Here is a 15,522-nt window from a genome sequence, read left to right on the forward strand (position 1 = left end):
CTCTCCCAGGGGCGTGACGGGACATTTTACCGGCCGCGTTGCAGCTTCCGAGCAGCCGGGGAAACCAAGGGAACTAGAACCCGAACTGCGAGCGGAACTTCTCCCAGGAGCCGACGGGCTTATCGGGGATGAGGCGGAACTCGACATCGTAGCCGGCCTTCGAGATGTCCTCGAGCGCCTGGGCCTCTTCCTGGGTGATCGACTGGTTGTTCCCGATCTTCACCGCGCCGGGGCGATCGTTGCAGGGACCGACGACGACCCTCTTCACGTCGTTCGGAACGAACCCGAAGCTCACGAGAATCTCGGCCATGTCGACGGGGTTCTTCGTGATGAGGAAGTAGCGCGTCTTGCTGTCGAGAACGGTTTGCGCCTTCTCCTTGAAGTGGTCCATGGTCCACACGAAGGTCTTCTTGTCGGGTGCGGCGCTCTTATAGGCGCTCTTGAGCACCGGGTTAGACGCTGCCGCGTCATTGACGGCGATGATGCCGTCGCAGGGGTACTCGACCGCCCAACGGGTAACGGTCTGGCCGTGAATCATACGGTCGTCGATACGAATGAACGAGATCATAGCAGTGCCTTTCTCTCCTGGGCGCGACCGGTCGCGCCTCCATTACTTGCTATGCAAAACCCTCACAGGATGCGACGGGAAGGAAGGAGGAGCCTCCGCGAGGCCGGGACCCCGTCGCACCCTAGGGGGATACCTCTAGAGGTCCTCTTCTTCGTCGTCGGTCTCTATGACGATCTCGCGCGCTCCCGTGCGCGCCTCGTCGAGCATCGCCTGCTTGAGCGATGCCACATCGGCCGTCTGGAGCTGCATGACCGCCGTCATGGCCATGGGGAGGTTCATGCCGCCCATCACGACCGCATGGTCAAGAAGACCGCGGCCTGCGAGCACGTTCATCGCGTTGGTAAGCGGTGATCCACCGACGATATCGCCGAGCAGAAGCACCTCATCGTCGTCTGCGACGACCTCGAGCACGTGCTCGAGGCGCTCCACGAACTCAGGAGCCCCCATACCATCCTCGAGACTCGCGCTCAAGATCTGCTCGTTGTCACCAACGAGCATCTTCAGGACGCTGTGCACACCTTGAGCAAGCGTGCCGTGACTTACCAGAACGAGATACCGCATGATTCGCACCTTTCCCCTGCGATCGCCAAGCGCAAGCAGCGGAACCCTACAGCCCGCCATCGACGCTTTGCTTTCCTACGACTTCCACCCCACCAGAGCCGAGGCCGTACGCCATCGAACTCTGGCTGATTACAAAATAATTATTACTGTTAATTAGTTTATAGATAGAAATCGCCGGCGAACGGTAACTGTTATTCCGTTAACGGTATTAACTATTATGTTTAGCAACTCAAACTGCTGGGATTTCACCGGTACGTGGCTGCGTGGGCCTAGCCGCGGCGGCGCTTCTTCTTACCCCCGCTCACCACATCTTCGCGATCGTAGGTGATGCTATATGCCTTCTCGAGCACGCCGACCAGCTCGGCAGCGCTATCGGAACCCAAGGCGCTCAGCTGCGCCGCCACGGCGGCGATACTGCTGTCGCCCTGGCGCTTGGCATACTGGATGCCTTCTTCGGTAGCGCTTACCAGCACCTTTCGCCGGTCGTTCTCATCGTTGCGGCGCGTGACGTAGCCTTTGGCGACAAGGGAATCCAAGATTCGCGTCATACGGGGCCGCGTATAGCCGAGCTTGTCGGCAAGGAGCGACGGGTTCATCTCCCCGCCCTCGTCGCATAGATACTGCAGGACGGGTGCCTCCCCAACTGCGAGCGAGCGGGCCGTGCCCAGCGACCCTTTGGCCAGGCCCTGGGAGTATACGATGAGTTTTCGCGCCGCTTCCTCGTAGTCCATGTCTACCTTTTCCGATATCCAAAGCGCATGCCTAATCGATCGGTCAACGCGCATCCGGCACACACGATGCAATAGATAACATCATTAACTGTTTTATCATACCTCAGCGCCTCCGAACACTGTGATTCCGTGTACAGCTTCTTCCGCTGCCTAATCGTCGTCACCGCTCGGCCCCAACTCGCAGAGAACGCCGAGTGCCGCCGCGACCACTCCGCGCTCATCCGCGGCGTCGAGCCCGCGACCCACGCCGGAACCGGAGCCCGCGCCCGCCTTGTACGGCACCGAGAGCTTGCGGCTCTTGGGGAAGTTCACCGCACCCAGCCGGTTGCGCAGGTCAAACGCCGCCGCCTTGGGGACGTCGACCCCTTGGAACACCAACCGCCCGCCGGTGAGCGAGATGCTCTCCAGCCCCAGGCGATCCGCCCGGATGCGCAGTCGCGAGCGGTCGAACAGGTTCCTGCCGGCAACGGGCAGCTCCCCGTAGCGCTCCTCGCACTCGTGCTGCGCCTCGTCCACGGCGGCAAGCGTATCCGCCGCAGCGATCTTTCGGTACACGAGCACGCGCCGATCGACCTCGGGTAGGTACTCCTCGTCCAGGAAGTAGTCGGCAGGCAGGTTGATGGCAACTCCCGCCGCCTCCATATCGCCCTCCACCTCGCCGCGCGCCTCGGCCACGGCCTGGCCGAGCATCTGCGTGAACAGGTCGAAGCCCACGCTCGATAGGTTTCCGTGCTGCTCGGCGCCCACCAAGGATCCGGCGCCGCGGATCTCCAGGTCGCGCATGGCGATGCGCATGCCGCTGCCAAGCTCCTGGAACTCGGAAAGCGCGGTCAGGCGCTCGGTTGCCTCCTCGGTGAGCGGGAGCTCTCCCGGGAACATGAAGTAGGCGTAGGCCTGTGTCGCGGAACGACCTACACGGCCCTTGAGCTGGTAGAGCTGGGCGAGCCCCAGGCGCTGCGAATCCTCGATGATCAGCGTGTTGGTGTGCGGGTTGTCGATGCCGCTCTCGATGATCGTCGTCGCCACGAGCACGTCGACGCGCCCCGAGGCGAACTCGATCATGACATCCTCCACCTCGCGCGGGCTCATCTTGCCATGCGCCACCGCCACGCGTGCCTCGGGCACCGCCTCGTGCACGCGGTCCACGGCGTCGTCGATGGTCTTCACGCGGTTGCTCACGTAATACACCTGGCCGCCGCGACCAAGCTCCAAGCGAATCGCCGCGCTCACCACATCCGGGTCGTACTCGCCCACGTGCACGATGACCGGACGGCGCCCGGTAGGCGGCGTGGTGATGAGGCTCATGTCGCGCACGCCGCTGATCGCCATCTGCATGGTGCGCGGGATGGGCGTCGCGGAGAGCGTGAGCACGTCGATCTGCTCGCGCAAGTTCTTGAGCTGCTCTTTGTGCTGCACGCCGAAGCGCTGTTCCTCATCGATGATCACCAAGCCGAGGTTCGCCGGATTCACGTCGCTCGAGAGCAAGCGGTGCGTGCCCACGAGCACGTCGAGCTTCCCCTCGGCGAATGCGGCGAGCGCGCGCTTCTGCTGCGCGGGGGTGCGGAAGCGGCTGAGCACCTCGACCTCGACGCCGAACGGTGCGAAGCGCTCGAAGAAGGTCTGGTAGTGCTGCTGGGCGAGGATCGTGGTAGGACAGAGCACCATGACCTGCCGGCCGGAGTCGACGCACTTGAACGCCGCGCGCAGGGCCACCTCGGTCTTGCCGAAGCCAACGTCGCCGCAAAGCAGCCGATCCATGGGCTTTGCAGCTTCCATATCGGCCTTGATGTCGGCGATGGCGTCGAGCTGGTCGTGTGTCGGCTCGTATGGGAAGCTCGCCTCCATCTCGAGCTGCTCCGGCGTGTCCGGCGGGCAGGCGATGCCCGTGATGGACGAGCGGCGCGTGTAAAGGTCCACCAGGTCGAAGGCGAGCTTCTTGGCGCTTTTGCGGGCACGCGTGGTGGCGCGGCTCCAGTCGGCGGTGTTGAGGCGCGTGAGGCGCGGGTTCTGGCCATCCGGGCCCACGTAGCGCGTGATGCGATCGACCTGCTCGAGCGGCACGTAGAGCTTATCGCCGTCGGCGTATTCCAACAGGAAGTAATCGCGCTCGCGGCCAGCCACCTCTTGGCGCACGATCTCGGTGAAGTGCGCGATGCCGTGCGTGGCATGGACCACGTAGTCACCAGGTTTGAAGGGGAAGGTGACCTCGGTCACATCCACGCGGCGGCGCGTCCTGCGGCCGCGACGGGCATCCATGCGCGCATTCAGGTCCGAGATGGAGAAGATCGCCAGGTGCGCCTCAGGTACCACCACGCCGGCGGGCAATGGCAGGTCCACGAAGGTCACGCGCCCGCGCGTGAGCGTGGGCACCGTCTGCGGAGCGGCGGGGGCCTGCGCGCCCGTCCCCGCCGGCTCGATGCGGCGCGCGTTCAAAGGATCCGCGACGCGCACGCTCACCGCGGGGTCGATATCACCGCGGTTCTCCGGCGCCGCCTGGAGAGACTCCTCGAAGGTGATGGACTCGTCTGTGAAGCTCAGCTCCAGCGACTCACGAGCCCCGCGGTCCGGCGCGGCGAACACGCATGCGAACTTGTTGGCGGTGACCTCCTGAATGCGCGAAATGAAGCGCGCGTCCGAGCCGGCGATCGCAGGTTGCTCGATCTTGAGCTCTGCCGTCACCGAACCGCCCGCTCGGATGATCGACACGTAGTTCAAGCGCTGCTGCCGACCAAAGTCGAGCTCCTGCGGGCGCAGATAGATTCCCTCCAACCGCACGCCTGCGGCCTCGTTGGCGCGATGCTCCAGGTCCTCGTACGCGCGCGAGCAGTCGTCGAAAAGCGATCGGGGCTCCGAGAGCACCACAAGGGTATCCGGCCCCATGTGCGCAAGCGGGCTCACGGTGCCTTCATACATGAAAGGAAGGAAGCGGTCGAGCTCGGGCGTGACCACGCGGGCGTCGGCGAGCTCCAAAACGGCCGCAAGCTCGGTATCGCTTTGCGCCAGCTGGTAGAAAGCCACGTGCAGACGATGCACCGCGTCGTCGGTGAGCGCCAGCTCGCGACAGGGGAAAATCTCGACGGAATCATCGTCGCCGATGGTCTGTCCGGTCGAGGTGACCATGCGGCGAATGCGGTCGATCTCGTCCCCAAAGAACTCGATGCGCACGGGAGCGGATGCCTGCGCAGGATAGACGTCGACCGTATCGCCATGAACACGGAAGAGACCCGGAGCGTCTGCCGTGTCGGCGCTTGTGTAGCCCATGCCCACCAGGCGACGAGGGACCTCCTCAAACGGCTGCTCCTCACCCACCGTGAAGGTCGTCGATGCCCAATAGCGGCTCTCCGCCGGAGGGACGCATCGCAGGAGCGCTCGAGCCGAGGCGACCATGATGCAGGCCTCGCCGCGGGCGATGCGGCCGAGCGCGGCGCACCTGGTAGCCACCACGGCGTCATCGGGCTGCTTGTCCTGCCAGGGGTAGTCCGTGCGCTCGGGGAAGCGCGCAACGTGCTCGAGTCCCACATATGCCGCGAGGGCTCGGGCTGCGCGGTCGGCAGCCTCCTCGCCCGACACCACGTAGACGCACGGGCGCGGATTGCGCGCGAACTGCGCTGCCAAGAGCAAGGTGCGTCCGGATTGCGACACGGCGAGCGTGGCGTCCTCGCCGGCGGCGAGCGCCCCCTCGATGGCGCGCGGGGCCTCGGCGGTGTAGAGCTGTGCGGCGATGCGATGGATGAGCATGCGGATCCTTCCTGCACGCGACATGCGAAACGGCGGACGCGGAGGCTCCGCGCCCGCACGGGGCGACTCGATGTGGGCTTTAAGTATAGGTCCCAGCGCACCGAGCCGGCGCCCCTACACGAAACTCTCCTCAAGCTTGGCGCGAAGCGCTAATCGGAAAGGCGCTGCGCGGTCCTGCCGAGCACGTATAATGGGACGCGTCATCAGCCGGAAGGATTTGCATGGACCCGCTTCTCATCTGCGCGCTCATCGCCGCTGTCGCGGCCGTCGCCGCTGCAGGGGCATCGATAGCAGCCCTCGTGCTCGCGCGCCGCGAGTCCGAGCGCTCGGAGGAGCTGGCGCAGCGAATCGCGGACGTGCAGGATGAGCTCGAGGACGAGAAGCGCTCGCTCGCGGCCCTCATGCAGCACGCCGCCAGCACGAGCCCCCTTATCCAGCAGCGCATCGACGCCCTCACCCACCAGCTCGATCGCACCGGCGACAAGATGGATGCGCTCCGCGCCGAGACCGCGCGCCAGCTCAACCTGAACCGCGAGAACGTCGAGCAGCGCCTCGACCGGGTCTCCGCGACGACCAGAAGCGAGCTCGGCGAGATGCGCGCCGTCGTGGACCGCCAGCTCGCGGGCATCCGCACCGACACCAACACGCAGCTCGACCGCATGCGCGCGACGGTGGACGAGAAGCTTCAGGAGACGCTCGCCGTGCGCATCCGCCAATCGTTCGAGCTCGTGAACGAGCAGCTCGCCGCTGTGAGCCGCGGCCTCGGCGAGATGCAGAACCTCGCCAGCGACGTCGGTGGCCTGAAGCGGGTCCTCGCCAACGTCAAGACCCGCGGCATCATGGGGGAGATTCAGCTCGGCGCCATCCTGCGCGAGATCCTCTCGCCCGCCCAGTACGCGGAGAACGTCGCCACGGTCCCCGGCAGCACCGCGCGCGTCGAGTTCGCCGTGCGGCTCCCCGGCATCGACGGCGACACGGTCTGGCTCCCCATCGACTCGAAGTTCCCCGGCGACGCCTACGAGCACCTGCGCGCCGCCGAGGAGGCGGGCGACACCGCCGCCATCGATGCCGCGTGGAAGACGCTCGAGGGCCGCATCAAGCAGGAGGCGAGAGACATCCGCGACAAGTACGTGGAGCCGCCCGCGACCACGACCTTCGGCATCCTCTTCCTGCCGTTCGAGGGCCTCTACGCCGAGATCGTGAACCGTCCGGGCCTCATCGAGGAGCTGAGCCGCACCTACCGCGTGAACGTCGCCGGCCCGAGCACGATGGCCGCACTGCTCAACAGTCTCGAGATGGGCTTCCAGACCGTCGCCATCCAGAAGCGCGCCGCTGAGATCCAGCACGTGCTCGCCGCGGTGAAGACCGAGTTCGGCCGCTACCACGAGTCGCTGCTCAGGGCCAAAAAGCAGCTCAACACCGTGGGTAAGACGGTGGACGAGCTGCTCGGGGCGCGCGCCAACAAGATGAGCAAAGCGCTCGACGGCATCGTCGAGCTCGAGAGCCTCGATGAGGCCGAGCGGCTGCTCGGCATCGGACCCGCAGATAACGATGGCGCCGCCGCGGAGACGGCAGCGCCCGCTAAGGAGGACTAGCCATGCCGCGTGAGACCAATGCCGCGAAACGCGAGCGCGCCATCGAGGTGTGCCGCCGCCTGAACGAGCGCTACGGCCCGGTCGAGTGCTTTCTCGACCATGAGAATCCGTTCCGCCTCGTCATCTCGGTCCTGCTCTCCGCCCAGACCACCGATGCCCAGGTGAACAAGGTCACGCCGGATCTCTTCCGCCGGTGGCCCACGCCCGAGGCCATGGCCAGCGCCACGCCGGCGGAGGTCGCCGAGGTCATCAAGTCGCTCGGCTTCTACAAGACCAAGGCCAAGCACGCAGTCGAATGCGCGCAGATGATCGTCGCTGATTATGGTGGACAAGTCCCCGCCGACATGAAGGAGCTCGTGAAGCTCCCCGGTGTGGGACGCAAGACGGCGAACATCGTGCTCAACGTCGGCTTCGGCATCGTCGAGGGCATCGCCGTCGACACGCACGTGAACCGCATCGCGCACCGCCTCATGCTCTCACCCAAAACGCATGCCAACGAACCGCTCAAAACGGAGCAGGACCTCCTCAAGATCCTGCCCCGCGAGTACTGGAACGACGTCAACCATCAGTGGATCATGCTCGGCCGCGAGATCTGCGACGCGCGCAAGCCGCGCTGCGGCGAATGCCCGCTTGCAGACATCTGTCCCAGCGCACGGGCGTAGCCGCTTAATGCTCATTTAAGCAAAGGCTCTGTCACTACACTTAGTTGATTCCCCGGGACCTCCTCGTGCGGGCGGGCAGGGGCCCCGCGCTCTCTCGCGGCATATCAGCCACGTGCCACGGCGGGGCCTTCTCCGAAGCGGCCATCCGCCCGCATCTCGACGCGCCTGGATCCGGCCCCATCCCGCCGAGATCCCTCCGGATGGACGGAATCGGCCTCTCTAGGGCCGAAACCGTCCGATCAGCGGGATCTCGATTTCCGGCCCCTTGTCGAGATGCGGGAATGTGGACGTTTCAGGGTCCCTGAATCTGAATCTACCCCGATTTCGTTTACGCCCCTACACCGCCATCGGGCGGCGATCCATCTCGGGCCTCCCTTTCTCGTCGAATTCGAATCCAACTCGAAGGGTAAGGGAGGCCCGCTCCTCATCAAACCGACCGAAACTTTGTCCGTCGCCACCTAATCCAGCCATCGCATTTCATGCATTCACAGAGCGAGGACGAACTCCTTGATGCGGGAAACCATGGACCCCAGGAGCTCGACCACCTCCTCGGGCGAGGCGCCGTTCAATATGCAGGTGAGCACATACGAGCCGATAAAGATCGCGCAGAGCAGCACCGGGATCATGATGATGAGCGCAAGCGCGCGCATCACGGCGAGCAGCCGGCGCCTGCGACCGCGCTTCTTATCGAACGCGAGCTCCTCTCGGTAGGATTCCTGCGCGACCGAGTACGAGGGATCGGGTTGAGGCTGCTTCGTCGCAGCAACGTCTCCCCGCACCTCAACCTCGCGCTGCCGAGCGCGACGCTTGGCGCTTCCCTTCCCCATAAGCCGGCGCGGGTCGAACCAAGGGCGATCGTCTTGCATCTGACGTTGGAACTCCGACCAATCAGGAGCTTCCCACGAAGCGAGCGGGTCGTCGGCAGCGCCGGTTTGGCCCATGCCGCAGCTCGAGCTGCTGCGCTCAGCGGCGTACTCGTCTTGTACCGCCTTGAGCCACGCGTCGCTCTCGCACCGACGGTTGCGCGCCATGCGGGCAGACACCTGCTCGGGCGTCTCGATGAACAGATTCATGCAAGCCTCCTTCGCAGGGCATGCATGGGAGAGAGGGCCTCAAGCATGGCTGAGGGAACTCGCGCGGTCAAGGGAATCGGGCAGAGGGAGGGAGGTTATTTTGGAGCGGCGCGAAGAGCAGTCGGGGGATGCGGTCGCTACCTGCAGCGATCCAGCGAGGAGAGCTACAGCTTGGACGCCCAACGCCTCCTCTCCCTGTTCTTACCGATACCCAACAGAAAGCTTCCCGCAACCTGCCCGACAAAGCGAAAGGCATCCTCAAATGCCAAGCCTGCGCTTGAGACGCAGACATCCATGCGGCCGCGAGGGCATATCTCGATCGCGCTACGCTTCTATGGCTTCCCCACAGAAAAAGAAGGTTCCCAGCATGGCACCGACCACACTGGGAACCAATCGCTTACCAAACGGTATCGATGTTCACGAAAGCAAGCGCTTAGTAGTTAACGACCTGCTCCTCGAAGTAGCTCTTCGGGTGGTTGCAGACCGGGCAGATCTCGGGCGCGGTCGGGCCTACATGCAGATGGCCGCAGTTGCCGCACTTCCACACCTTGACGCCCTCGCGCTCGAAAACCTCGCCCTTCTCGATGCGCTCGGCAAGCTTGAGATAGCGCTCCTCATGTGCCTTCTCGACCGCGCCGACGCCCTTGAACTTGGCGGCGATCTCCTTGAAGCCCTCCTCCTCTGCGGTCTTCGCGAACTCAGCGTACATGGTGGTCCACTCGTAGTTCTCACCCGCAGCGGCGTCCTTCAGGTTGTCGAGGGTGCCCGGCACCGCACCGCCGTGGAGGTACTTGAACCAGAGCTTGGCATGCTCGGCCTCGTTCAGAGCGGTCTCCATGAAAATGTTGGAGATCTGGACGTAGCCATCCTTCTTGGCCTGGGAGGAATAGTAGCGATACTTGGTATGGGCCTGCGACTCACCCGCAAACGCGGTCTCGAGGTTCTTCTTAGTCTGAGAGTTCTCGAAATCCATGGCTCTTCCCTTTCTATTTCGAGGTTCTTTCCGCACGGCGATATGCGGCTATGACTACTCTATACCCAACGGGAAGCGGTTCCAATTCCTTATTAGGACACTATCTAAATTACGCAATTCGCCAGATGCGCTCAGTCAGCTCCTTGCTGGAAACCCCGTCCTGAACAGCAGAAACCGTGCAGAACCCCTCGCGTACCAGTGCATCGAGTAACTCCTCGACCATCTTCTCGGCCACTGCCGGGCGTTTGGCGGCCAGCTCTACGCGGTTGAGCGCTTGTGCCGCCTCGGCAAGGGTGACCCCGCCTGAATCCGCGTGCTGGGCATCGAGCAGGATGCGCACCAGCTCCGCGCGCTTCTGCCGGCGCGACCCCTCGAAGCGCGACTGGCGCGCATAGCCCGCAGAGCGGCGCGATGGATTGGGAAGCTCCTTCTTGAGCTGGGCACCGTAGTCCAGCAGCGCGTAGTACCACGCGCGCGGCGTATCGGCAGCGTCCTGCGGGTCGGCAAAGGGGGCCGGGGCGCCAGGGCAGGTCGCCTCGATGAGGGGCACGAGCTCTCGATCGGGCACGCCGGGCACATCGGGGAAGAAGTGGTGCAGGAAGACCGTGCGCACGTTGGTCTCGAGATACACGCCGGGCAAATCGAACGCGAAGGAACGAATGCCCTGAGCTGTGGCAGGTCCGATGCCAGGCAGCGCCTTGAGCGCCGCGAGGTCCTGCGGCATCACGCCATCGTACCGCTCGACCACCTCTTGCGCCGCCTGCTTGAGGGCGAGGGCGCGACGGTTGTACCCCATGCCCTGCCATGCAGCGAGCACATCGGCCACAGGGGCTGCCGCGAGCGCCTCGATGGTAGGGAAGCGCTCAAGCCATTGAGGCATGCGGTGCTCCACGCGGGCGACCTGGGTCTGCTGGAGCATCACCTCGGAAAGCCAGATTTGATACGGGTCGCGCGTTCGACGCCAAGGAAGATCGCGATAGAGGCGCACGCCCTCCGCGCGCACCAGCGAACGGAACGCCTCAGCAGCATCGGGCGACATCAGGATGCCGCTCCGTGCGTGCGCAACGAGGAGCAGTCGGCATAGCTGCAAAACGCCGCAGGGTCGGAGAAGCTCGGATCCACCGCGGGAAAGCGCTTCCACAGCACCACGTCGGCAAGCGTAACCGACCGGAAGTAGCTCTCGAGCAGGCGCTCGGCGCCCAACCACAGGGGATGGAAGCAGCAGACGCCCATGCGCGCGCAATCGCCGCCCGGTGCCGTGCAGGCGTTGAGCGACAGCTCGCCCTCAACTGCGCGCATGACGTCGAGCATGGTCACCTCGGCAGGATCCACCTCGAGGCGCATGCCACCATGCACGCCGCGAACGCTCGCGATGATGCCTGCCTGCGTGAGCGCGTGCTGGATGGAGCGGGCGAAGGAGTAGGGCACATCAACCTGCTCGGCAGCAATCCTCACGGAAAGCGGCTCGCCCTCACGTGCGACGAGCAGCGAGAGCATGCGCAGGGCGTAATCGGTCTTCCTCGAGATGTCCACGACGTCTCCCGTCAATCTACCGTAGAGCGAATCGACTCATTGCAATCGAGCCATCATCATGCCATACAAACGCACGGCCGATGAAGGCGATTGCTCCTATTCCAGCAACATATCTCAAACGCTGCGATAGCATGGGCGCCTCGACGGACTCAACCCGTCGAGAACCCCAACGAGGCTAAGGAGGGGTTTCCGGTTGCCTGAAGTAGACGCCACGCATGCCGCACGAATCCTAAAGAGCCTGCCCGCAGATGCCGCAGATAGCAAAAGGCCCTGCCGCAACGCATGGTTGATGTTCCGCAGGGACGTGCAGAGCTCTCGCCCGCGCGCGTGGAGGCGTCGGAAGATCAACCACGCATTGCGACAGGGACCTTCCGGGCATCGGAGGGACTCCGCCTCCCACTCGGCGATCATTTGAACGTCGGATGGGGCCCCCGCTCCCACTCGGCGATCATTTGAACGCCGGATGGGCTTTCGCCTCCCACTCGCCGATCATTTGAACGCTGGATGGGCATCTTCCTCCCGTTCGGCGATCATTTGAACGCCGAACGGGACGGCAAGCGCTGGAAACCATGCAGAATATAGGCCGATGGGGGCCCCGCGACCATCCGATCGAAAAGTGTGTGGAAAATCCGCCTGGAGCGGATGGCGGGCAACCCGGCTACCTGCGGTTATTCCGACGGCATCCCATTCGCGCATTTTTTGAGCACGAAAAAGCCGCTCACTTTTCCAACGAGTGGGCGTTCAGGGGGCGAAGGCGTTCATTTTTCCATCGAATGGGCGCTCGGGGGAATGGAGCCACTCATTTTTCCAACGGATGGGCCCCTGATGGACCGGGGAGGTTCAAAAGCTTCGCGAGAGGGAGGCCCGGCCGTCCGCGGCGTTGTATTTCAGAGAGTCCCTAGCAACGCGTGGTCGATGCTCCCCAAGAGCATGCAGGGGCCCTCGTTCGCGCGGGCGTGGAGGCGCTGGGAATTCAGCTGTTCGTTGTGGAGGGGTCTAGGAAAATAGCCCACCCGCACGAGGCAGATGGGCTATTGCGTAGCAATGGCGGGAAGTACGGGGCTCGAACCCGCGACCTCCGACGTGACAGGCCGGCGCTCTAACCAAACTGAGCTAACTCCCCTCAGCAAATGCTGCGAGAGCTAGTGTACCAAGAGCCGCGCGTGCGCGCAAGGGGAATTTGGGATAAATCCCAAATGAGGCGACGAGGTCTCCTCAAATCTCCCCGGCCGCCTGCCCGGGCCGGCCGCAAGAACCGCCCCGCCCGCTCTCCCCCGTCGCTACACGCAGGTGTAGCCGCCGTCGATGGGCAGGATCACGCCCGTCACGTACGATGCCTCGTCGCTCGCCAGGAAGATGGCGCCGGCGTTGAGCTCGCCCTCTCGGCCGTAGCGGCCGAGCGGCACCGTGGCCTGCATGTACTGTGTGAACGACTCCGTGTTGAGCGTATCGGTGGTGAGCTCGGTCTCGAAGTAGCCGGGGCAGATCGCGTTGCACGTGATGTTGTACTTCGCGAGCTCGGCGGCCACGGCGCGCGTGAAGTTCACCACGCCGCCCTTCGAGGTGTGGTACGCGACGGTGTCCATGGCGGTGTTGCCCACCAGCCCGTACATCGAGGCGATGTTGATGATGCGCCCGTAGTTGTTCTTCTTCATGATGTTGCCGAAGGCGCGCGTGACGTAGAACACGCTCGTCATGTCGGTCGCGATGGTGAAGTCCCACTGCTCGTCGGTCATGTCGAGCACGCCCGCGTTCTCGGCCGCGCCGGCGCAGTTCACGAGCACGTCGACTTTGCCGAACTCCTTCTCGGCGGCCGCCGCCGCGGCGTCCACCTGGGCATGGTCGGTCACGTCGCACTTCAGGGGCAGCACGCGCACGCCCTCGCCGCGGAGTTCCTCGGCAAGTGCCTCCAGGCGCTCGATACGGCGCGCCGTGATCACCAGGTCGGCGCCCTGCTCAGCGAACCCACGCGCCATCTGGGAACCCAAGCCCGATGATGCGCCGGAAACCACCACGACACGTCCCGTAAGATCGAACATCCTCACTCCTATCGACGGATTGGTCTACGTCGGCATATGCCGATATAGCCTCTATATCCCATCGGGATGCCGGCCAAACGGTCGTCGCGCTTAATTTTGGGTCAGTTGGACAGGGGTATTTGAGGGTTTTTGGGCGTTGAATCGACCCCAAAAAGTACCCGACCCCGTTTGCTTGGGGCCGGGTGCTTTACTTCACGTGGCCGGATTACCACGACTTATCGCCAATTATCACAACGGTTGGACTACAGCTCCAAACCAACGCTTGCGGCTAAGATGAACAAGGCTCTCGACCCTATCTCTAGGTCTGACGCCTTGTCTTTTTTCTCGACAGTACCGTAATCACTCCAGCAGGTACTAACGGCTCGATGGTCAAATCACTACTGACACGACACAGTCGGCCCAAAGTACCTGCCGGTAACCAAAAGAACCGTTTCAAGCGCATCCTCGAACGCTCACTTGCGCGAGCCGTAGCGCGACGTGATGAGCCCCAGCTGGGCGAAGCCCTCGACCTCATCATCGAGCTTCTCTTGCAGCTCCCTGATTTTCCTGTCGTACTCCTCGCTGACCTTTTGGCTCATGCCGAAGATACGACCGAACGAGCCCATGTCGTCTATCTTCTTGTCGCGCTCCTCTGTGAGCTTCTTGATTTGATCGACCTTGTTCGCAAGCTTGCGGTACTTGTTGAAGGTCAGCTCGAACGCTACGTCCGCCGTCTCGGAATCAAGCAAACAGTCGCACATGTCTTCCGACGGCATGACGTCGAACAACTCGGCCCAGTCCCCCAAGCGACGCTCCTGCCCGTAGCGGACCAACGCAAGCTGGGCCTGCCTCGCCCGCGCCCATCGCGGGTCACGTGCCTTGTCGCTGATAGGATCCACGACATCCATAAGCGAATGGGCCTCAGCAACGAGCTCGCTAAAATGATCGGGGTTAGAGAACATATCGTTTCCCGGAAGGAGCCCGAATGCGCGTTGCTTGTAAAAACCCTTGCCGGCAACAGCCCTTAGCAATAGCTCATGATTCGGTTCCGAAGCGTAGACGACGGCGTTGGTAGTCGAGTGGGCGTAAACTCTAAACGCAATTTCCTCCACCTCGGAAAAAGGCTCCCCGTCCTCGCCCTGCTCGATAAAGATAGACTCGTCATATGCCTTGGGCGAATGCTCGTCGACAAAGACGCTTGCAGTGGCGAATTGAAAGTCAAGATACATCTTCTTGGTGGGAACCTTCATCGTCGGAGCGTTTGAGAACATCTCTCGCTCCTTGGCGATAGCCTCGCGCCTCCGATCGCGTTGGATAGCCGCACCGATGAGCGCGCCAGGGGCACCGGCGACGAACGCCCCCGCCGCGGCGCCGGCCGCCACGGAAGGTTTCTTCGTTTCCATCATGAACACGGACGAGGACACGTAACTGTCGCGCAAGCTCGGGCGAACCTTGGTCTCCATATCGGTACCATCGAGTACGTTGGCACACAAGCGAACGGTGACACCGCGCTGCTTATCGTCGGCCGGCTGAACTCTATGTGCCGTAGCGACGCCGTTTCGTACATAGAACAGACAGTCTGCCACACCGACGATCGTGCCCAGAACGAAAGAGAACCAGAACCGTTGCAACGTCGACTCAGGGCTGTCACTCGGATTGAAGTCGACCTGGTTGCTGCAGAGCGGGCAGAACCAGTCGAGTCCCGTCCGCTCTATGAACTTCGAGTACTCGCTCTCTACCGCGCCGTCCCTAGACTTATCAGCACTCGCGATATCGGCGACGGCCTCGTACACGCCGCGCTCGTTGAGAGAACGCTCAACAAGCTCGGCCTCGGCTTTGAGCAGCTCGTTTTCCACGACAACCAATTCGGAACGCTTTTCAGCCATAGCACATCCATTCGAGCGAGTTAGATGGTAAGTCTTGGTATCCATTATAAGGACGGATTGGTGTGAGAAATGCTGTGCGGGAATCGTAATCGACGAGCACGGAGGTCTGCAGAGCGATCGAGGGATCGTCAGGGTCGCAACGAACATCCTCATTCGCCGACCGAGCACGGACAACAATCCCGCC

At 63.2% G+C, this 15,522-nt stretch carries 12 protein-coding genes and 1 tRNA gene; 2 read left to right on the top strand and 11 right to left on the bottom strand.

From position 1 onward, the window contains the following. Nucleotides 1–73: 73 nt before the first annotated feature. The 4 genes from C1717_RS09295 to mfd all read right to left on the bottom strand — a co-directional run bounded on the left by C1717_RS09295 (nt 74) and on the right by mfd (nt 5,598). Nucleotides 74–568, bottom strand: coding sequence for a PTS sugar transporter subunit IIB (locus C1717_RS09295; RefSeq protein WP_102372894.1), 495 nt, complete (start codon nt 566–568; stop codon nt 74–76). Between the two features lie 135 nt (nt 569–703). Further along, a complete protein-coding gene (locus C1717_RS09300) occupies nt 704–1,129 on the bottom strand; it encodes a PTS sugar transporter subunit IIA (RefSeq protein WP_102373120.1) in 426 nt (141 codons plus the stop codon). A gap of 269 nt (nt 1,130–1,398) precedes the next feature. Beyond that, nucleotides 1,399–1,860, bottom strand: coding sequence for a MarR family winged helix-turn-helix transcriptional regulator (locus C1717_RS09305; RefSeq protein ID WP_180965911.1), 462 nt, complete (start codon nt 1,858–1,860; stop codon nt 1,399–1,401). Nucleotides 1,861–2,010: 150 nt separating this feature from the next. After that, the gene (mfd, locus tag C1717_RS09310; protein ID WP_102372896.1) at nt 2,011–5,598 is read right to left on the bottom strand and encodes a transcription-repair coupling factor; all 3,588 of its coding nucleotides are present in this window, start codon (nt 5,596–5,598) and stop codon (nt 2,011–2,013) included. A gap of 221 nt (nt 5,599–5,819) precedes the next feature. On the opposite strand from mfd, the gene C1717_RS09315 reads away from it, so the two are divergent. Beyond that, nucleotides 5,820–7,193 (top strand): DNA recombination protein RmuC, encoded by a 1,374-nt coding sequence (locus C1717_RS09315; protein WP_102372897.1) that lies wholly within the window; start codon nt 5,820–5,822, stop codon nt 7,191–7,193. A 2-nt stretch (nt 7,194–7,195) separates the two neighbouring features. Next, nucleotides 7,196–7,855 carry an endonuclease III gene (gene nth / locus C1717_RS09320; RefSeq protein WP_102372898.1) on the top strand — a complete coding sequence of 220 codons (660 nt, stop codon included), beginning with the start codon at nt 7,196–7,198 and terminating at the stop codon, nt 7,853–7,855. 485 nt (nt 7,856–8,340) lie between these two features. Here the strand turns inward: nth and C1717_RS09325 are convergent, their stop codons facing one another. From C1717_RS09325 to C1717_RS09355, 7 genes are all read right to left on the bottom strand, one after another. Next, entirely contained in the window at nt 8,341–8,928 is a 588-nt protein-coding gene (locus tag C1717_RS09325) for a hypothetical protein (RefSeq protein WP_102372899.1), read from the bottom strand. 433 nt (nt 8,929–9,361) lie between these two features. Next, a complete protein-coding gene (rbr, locus tag C1717_RS09330) occupies nt 9,362–9,901 on the bottom strand; it encodes a rubrerythrin (RefSeq protein WP_102372900.1) in 540 nt (179 codons plus the stop codon). A gap of 109 nt (nt 9,902–10,010) precedes the next feature. Beyond that, nucleotides 10,011–10,940, bottom strand: coding sequence for an HhH-GPD family protein (locus C1717_RS09335; protein ID WP_102372901.1), 930 nt, complete (start codon nt 10,938–10,940; stop codon nt 10,011–10,013). Further along, nucleotides 10,940–11,434, bottom strand: a complete 495-nt coding sequence (locus tag C1717_RS09340) for an RrF2 family transcriptional regulator (protein WP_102372902.1) — start codon at nt 11,432–11,434, stop codon at nt 10,940–10,942. The genes C1717_RS09335 and C1717_RS09340 overlap by 1 nt, the downstream gene beginning before the upstream one ends. 1,045 nt (nt 11,435–12,479) lie before the next feature. After that, nucleotides 12,480–12,557: transfer RNA gene (locus tag C1717_RS09345), tRNA-Asp, on the bottom strand. 157 nt (nt 12,558–12,714) lie between these two features. Continuing rightward, the gene (locus C1717_RS09350; protein WP_102372903.1) at nt 12,715–13,473 is read right to left on the bottom strand and encodes an SDR family NAD(P)-dependent oxidoreductase; all 759 of its coding nucleotides are present in this window, start codon (nt 13,471–13,473) and stop codon (nt 12,715–12,717) included. A gap of 452 nt (nt 13,474–13,925) precedes the next feature. Then, nucleotides 13,926–15,338 carry a hypothetical protein gene (locus C1717_RS09355; protein WP_102372904.1) on the bottom strand — a complete coding sequence of 471 codons (1,413 nt, stop codon included), beginning with the start codon at nt 15,336–15,338 and terminating at the stop codon, nt 13,926–13,928. Between the last annotated feature and the right edge of the window lie 184 nt (nt 15,339–15,522).

This window comes from Enorma phocaeensis (genome assembly GCF_900186505.1).
Classification (GTDB): domain Bacteria; phylum Actinomycetota; class Coriobacteriia; order Coriobacteriales; family Coriobacteriaceae; genus Enorma; species Enorma phocaeensis.

Bases quoted from the DNA above. Each gene is read 5' to 3' on its own strand.
- C1717_RS09295 (WP_102372894.1), bottom strand. From the start codon at position 568: ATGATCTCGTTCATTCGTATCGACGACCGTATGATTCACGGCCAGACC.
- C1717_RS09300 (WP_102373120.1), bottom strand. From the start codon at position 1,129: ATGCGGTATCTCGTTCTGGTAAGTCACGGCACGCTTGCTCAAGGTGTG.
- C1717_RS09305 (WP_180965911.1), bottom strand. From the start codon at position 1,860: ATGGACTACGAGGAAGCGGCGCGAAAACTCATCGTATACTCCCAGGGC.
- mfd (WP_102372896.1), bottom strand. From the start codon at position 5,598: ATGCTCATCCATCGCATCGCCGCACAGCTCTACACCGCCGAGGCCCCG.
- C1717_RS09315 (WP_102372897.1), top strand. From the start codon at position 5,820: ATGGACCCGCTTCTCATCTGCGCGCTCATCGCCGCTGTCGCGGCCGTC.
- nth (WP_102372898.1), top strand. From the start codon at position 7,196: ATGCCGCGTGAGACCAATGCCGCGAAACGCGAGCGCGCCATCGAGGTG.
- C1717_RS09325 (WP_102372899.1), bottom strand. From the start codon at position 8,928: ATGAATCTGTTCATCGAGACGCCCGAGCAGGTGTCTGCCCGCATGGCG.
- rbr (WP_102372900.1), bottom strand. From the start codon at position 9,901: ATGGATTTCGAGAACTCTCAGACTAAGAAGAACCTCGAGACCGCGTTT.
- C1717_RS09335 (WP_102372901.1), bottom strand. From the start codon at position 10,940: ATGTCGCCCGATGCTGCTGAGGCGTTCCGTTCGCTGGTGCGCGCGGAG.
- C1717_RS09350 (WP_102372903.1), bottom strand. From the start codon at position 13,473: ATGTTCGATCTTACGGGACGTGTCGTGGTGGTTTCCGGCGCATCATCG.
- C1717_RS09355 (WP_102372904.1), bottom strand. From the start codon at position 15,338: ATGGCTGAAAAGCGTTCCGAATTGGTTGTCGTGGAAAACGAGCTGCTC.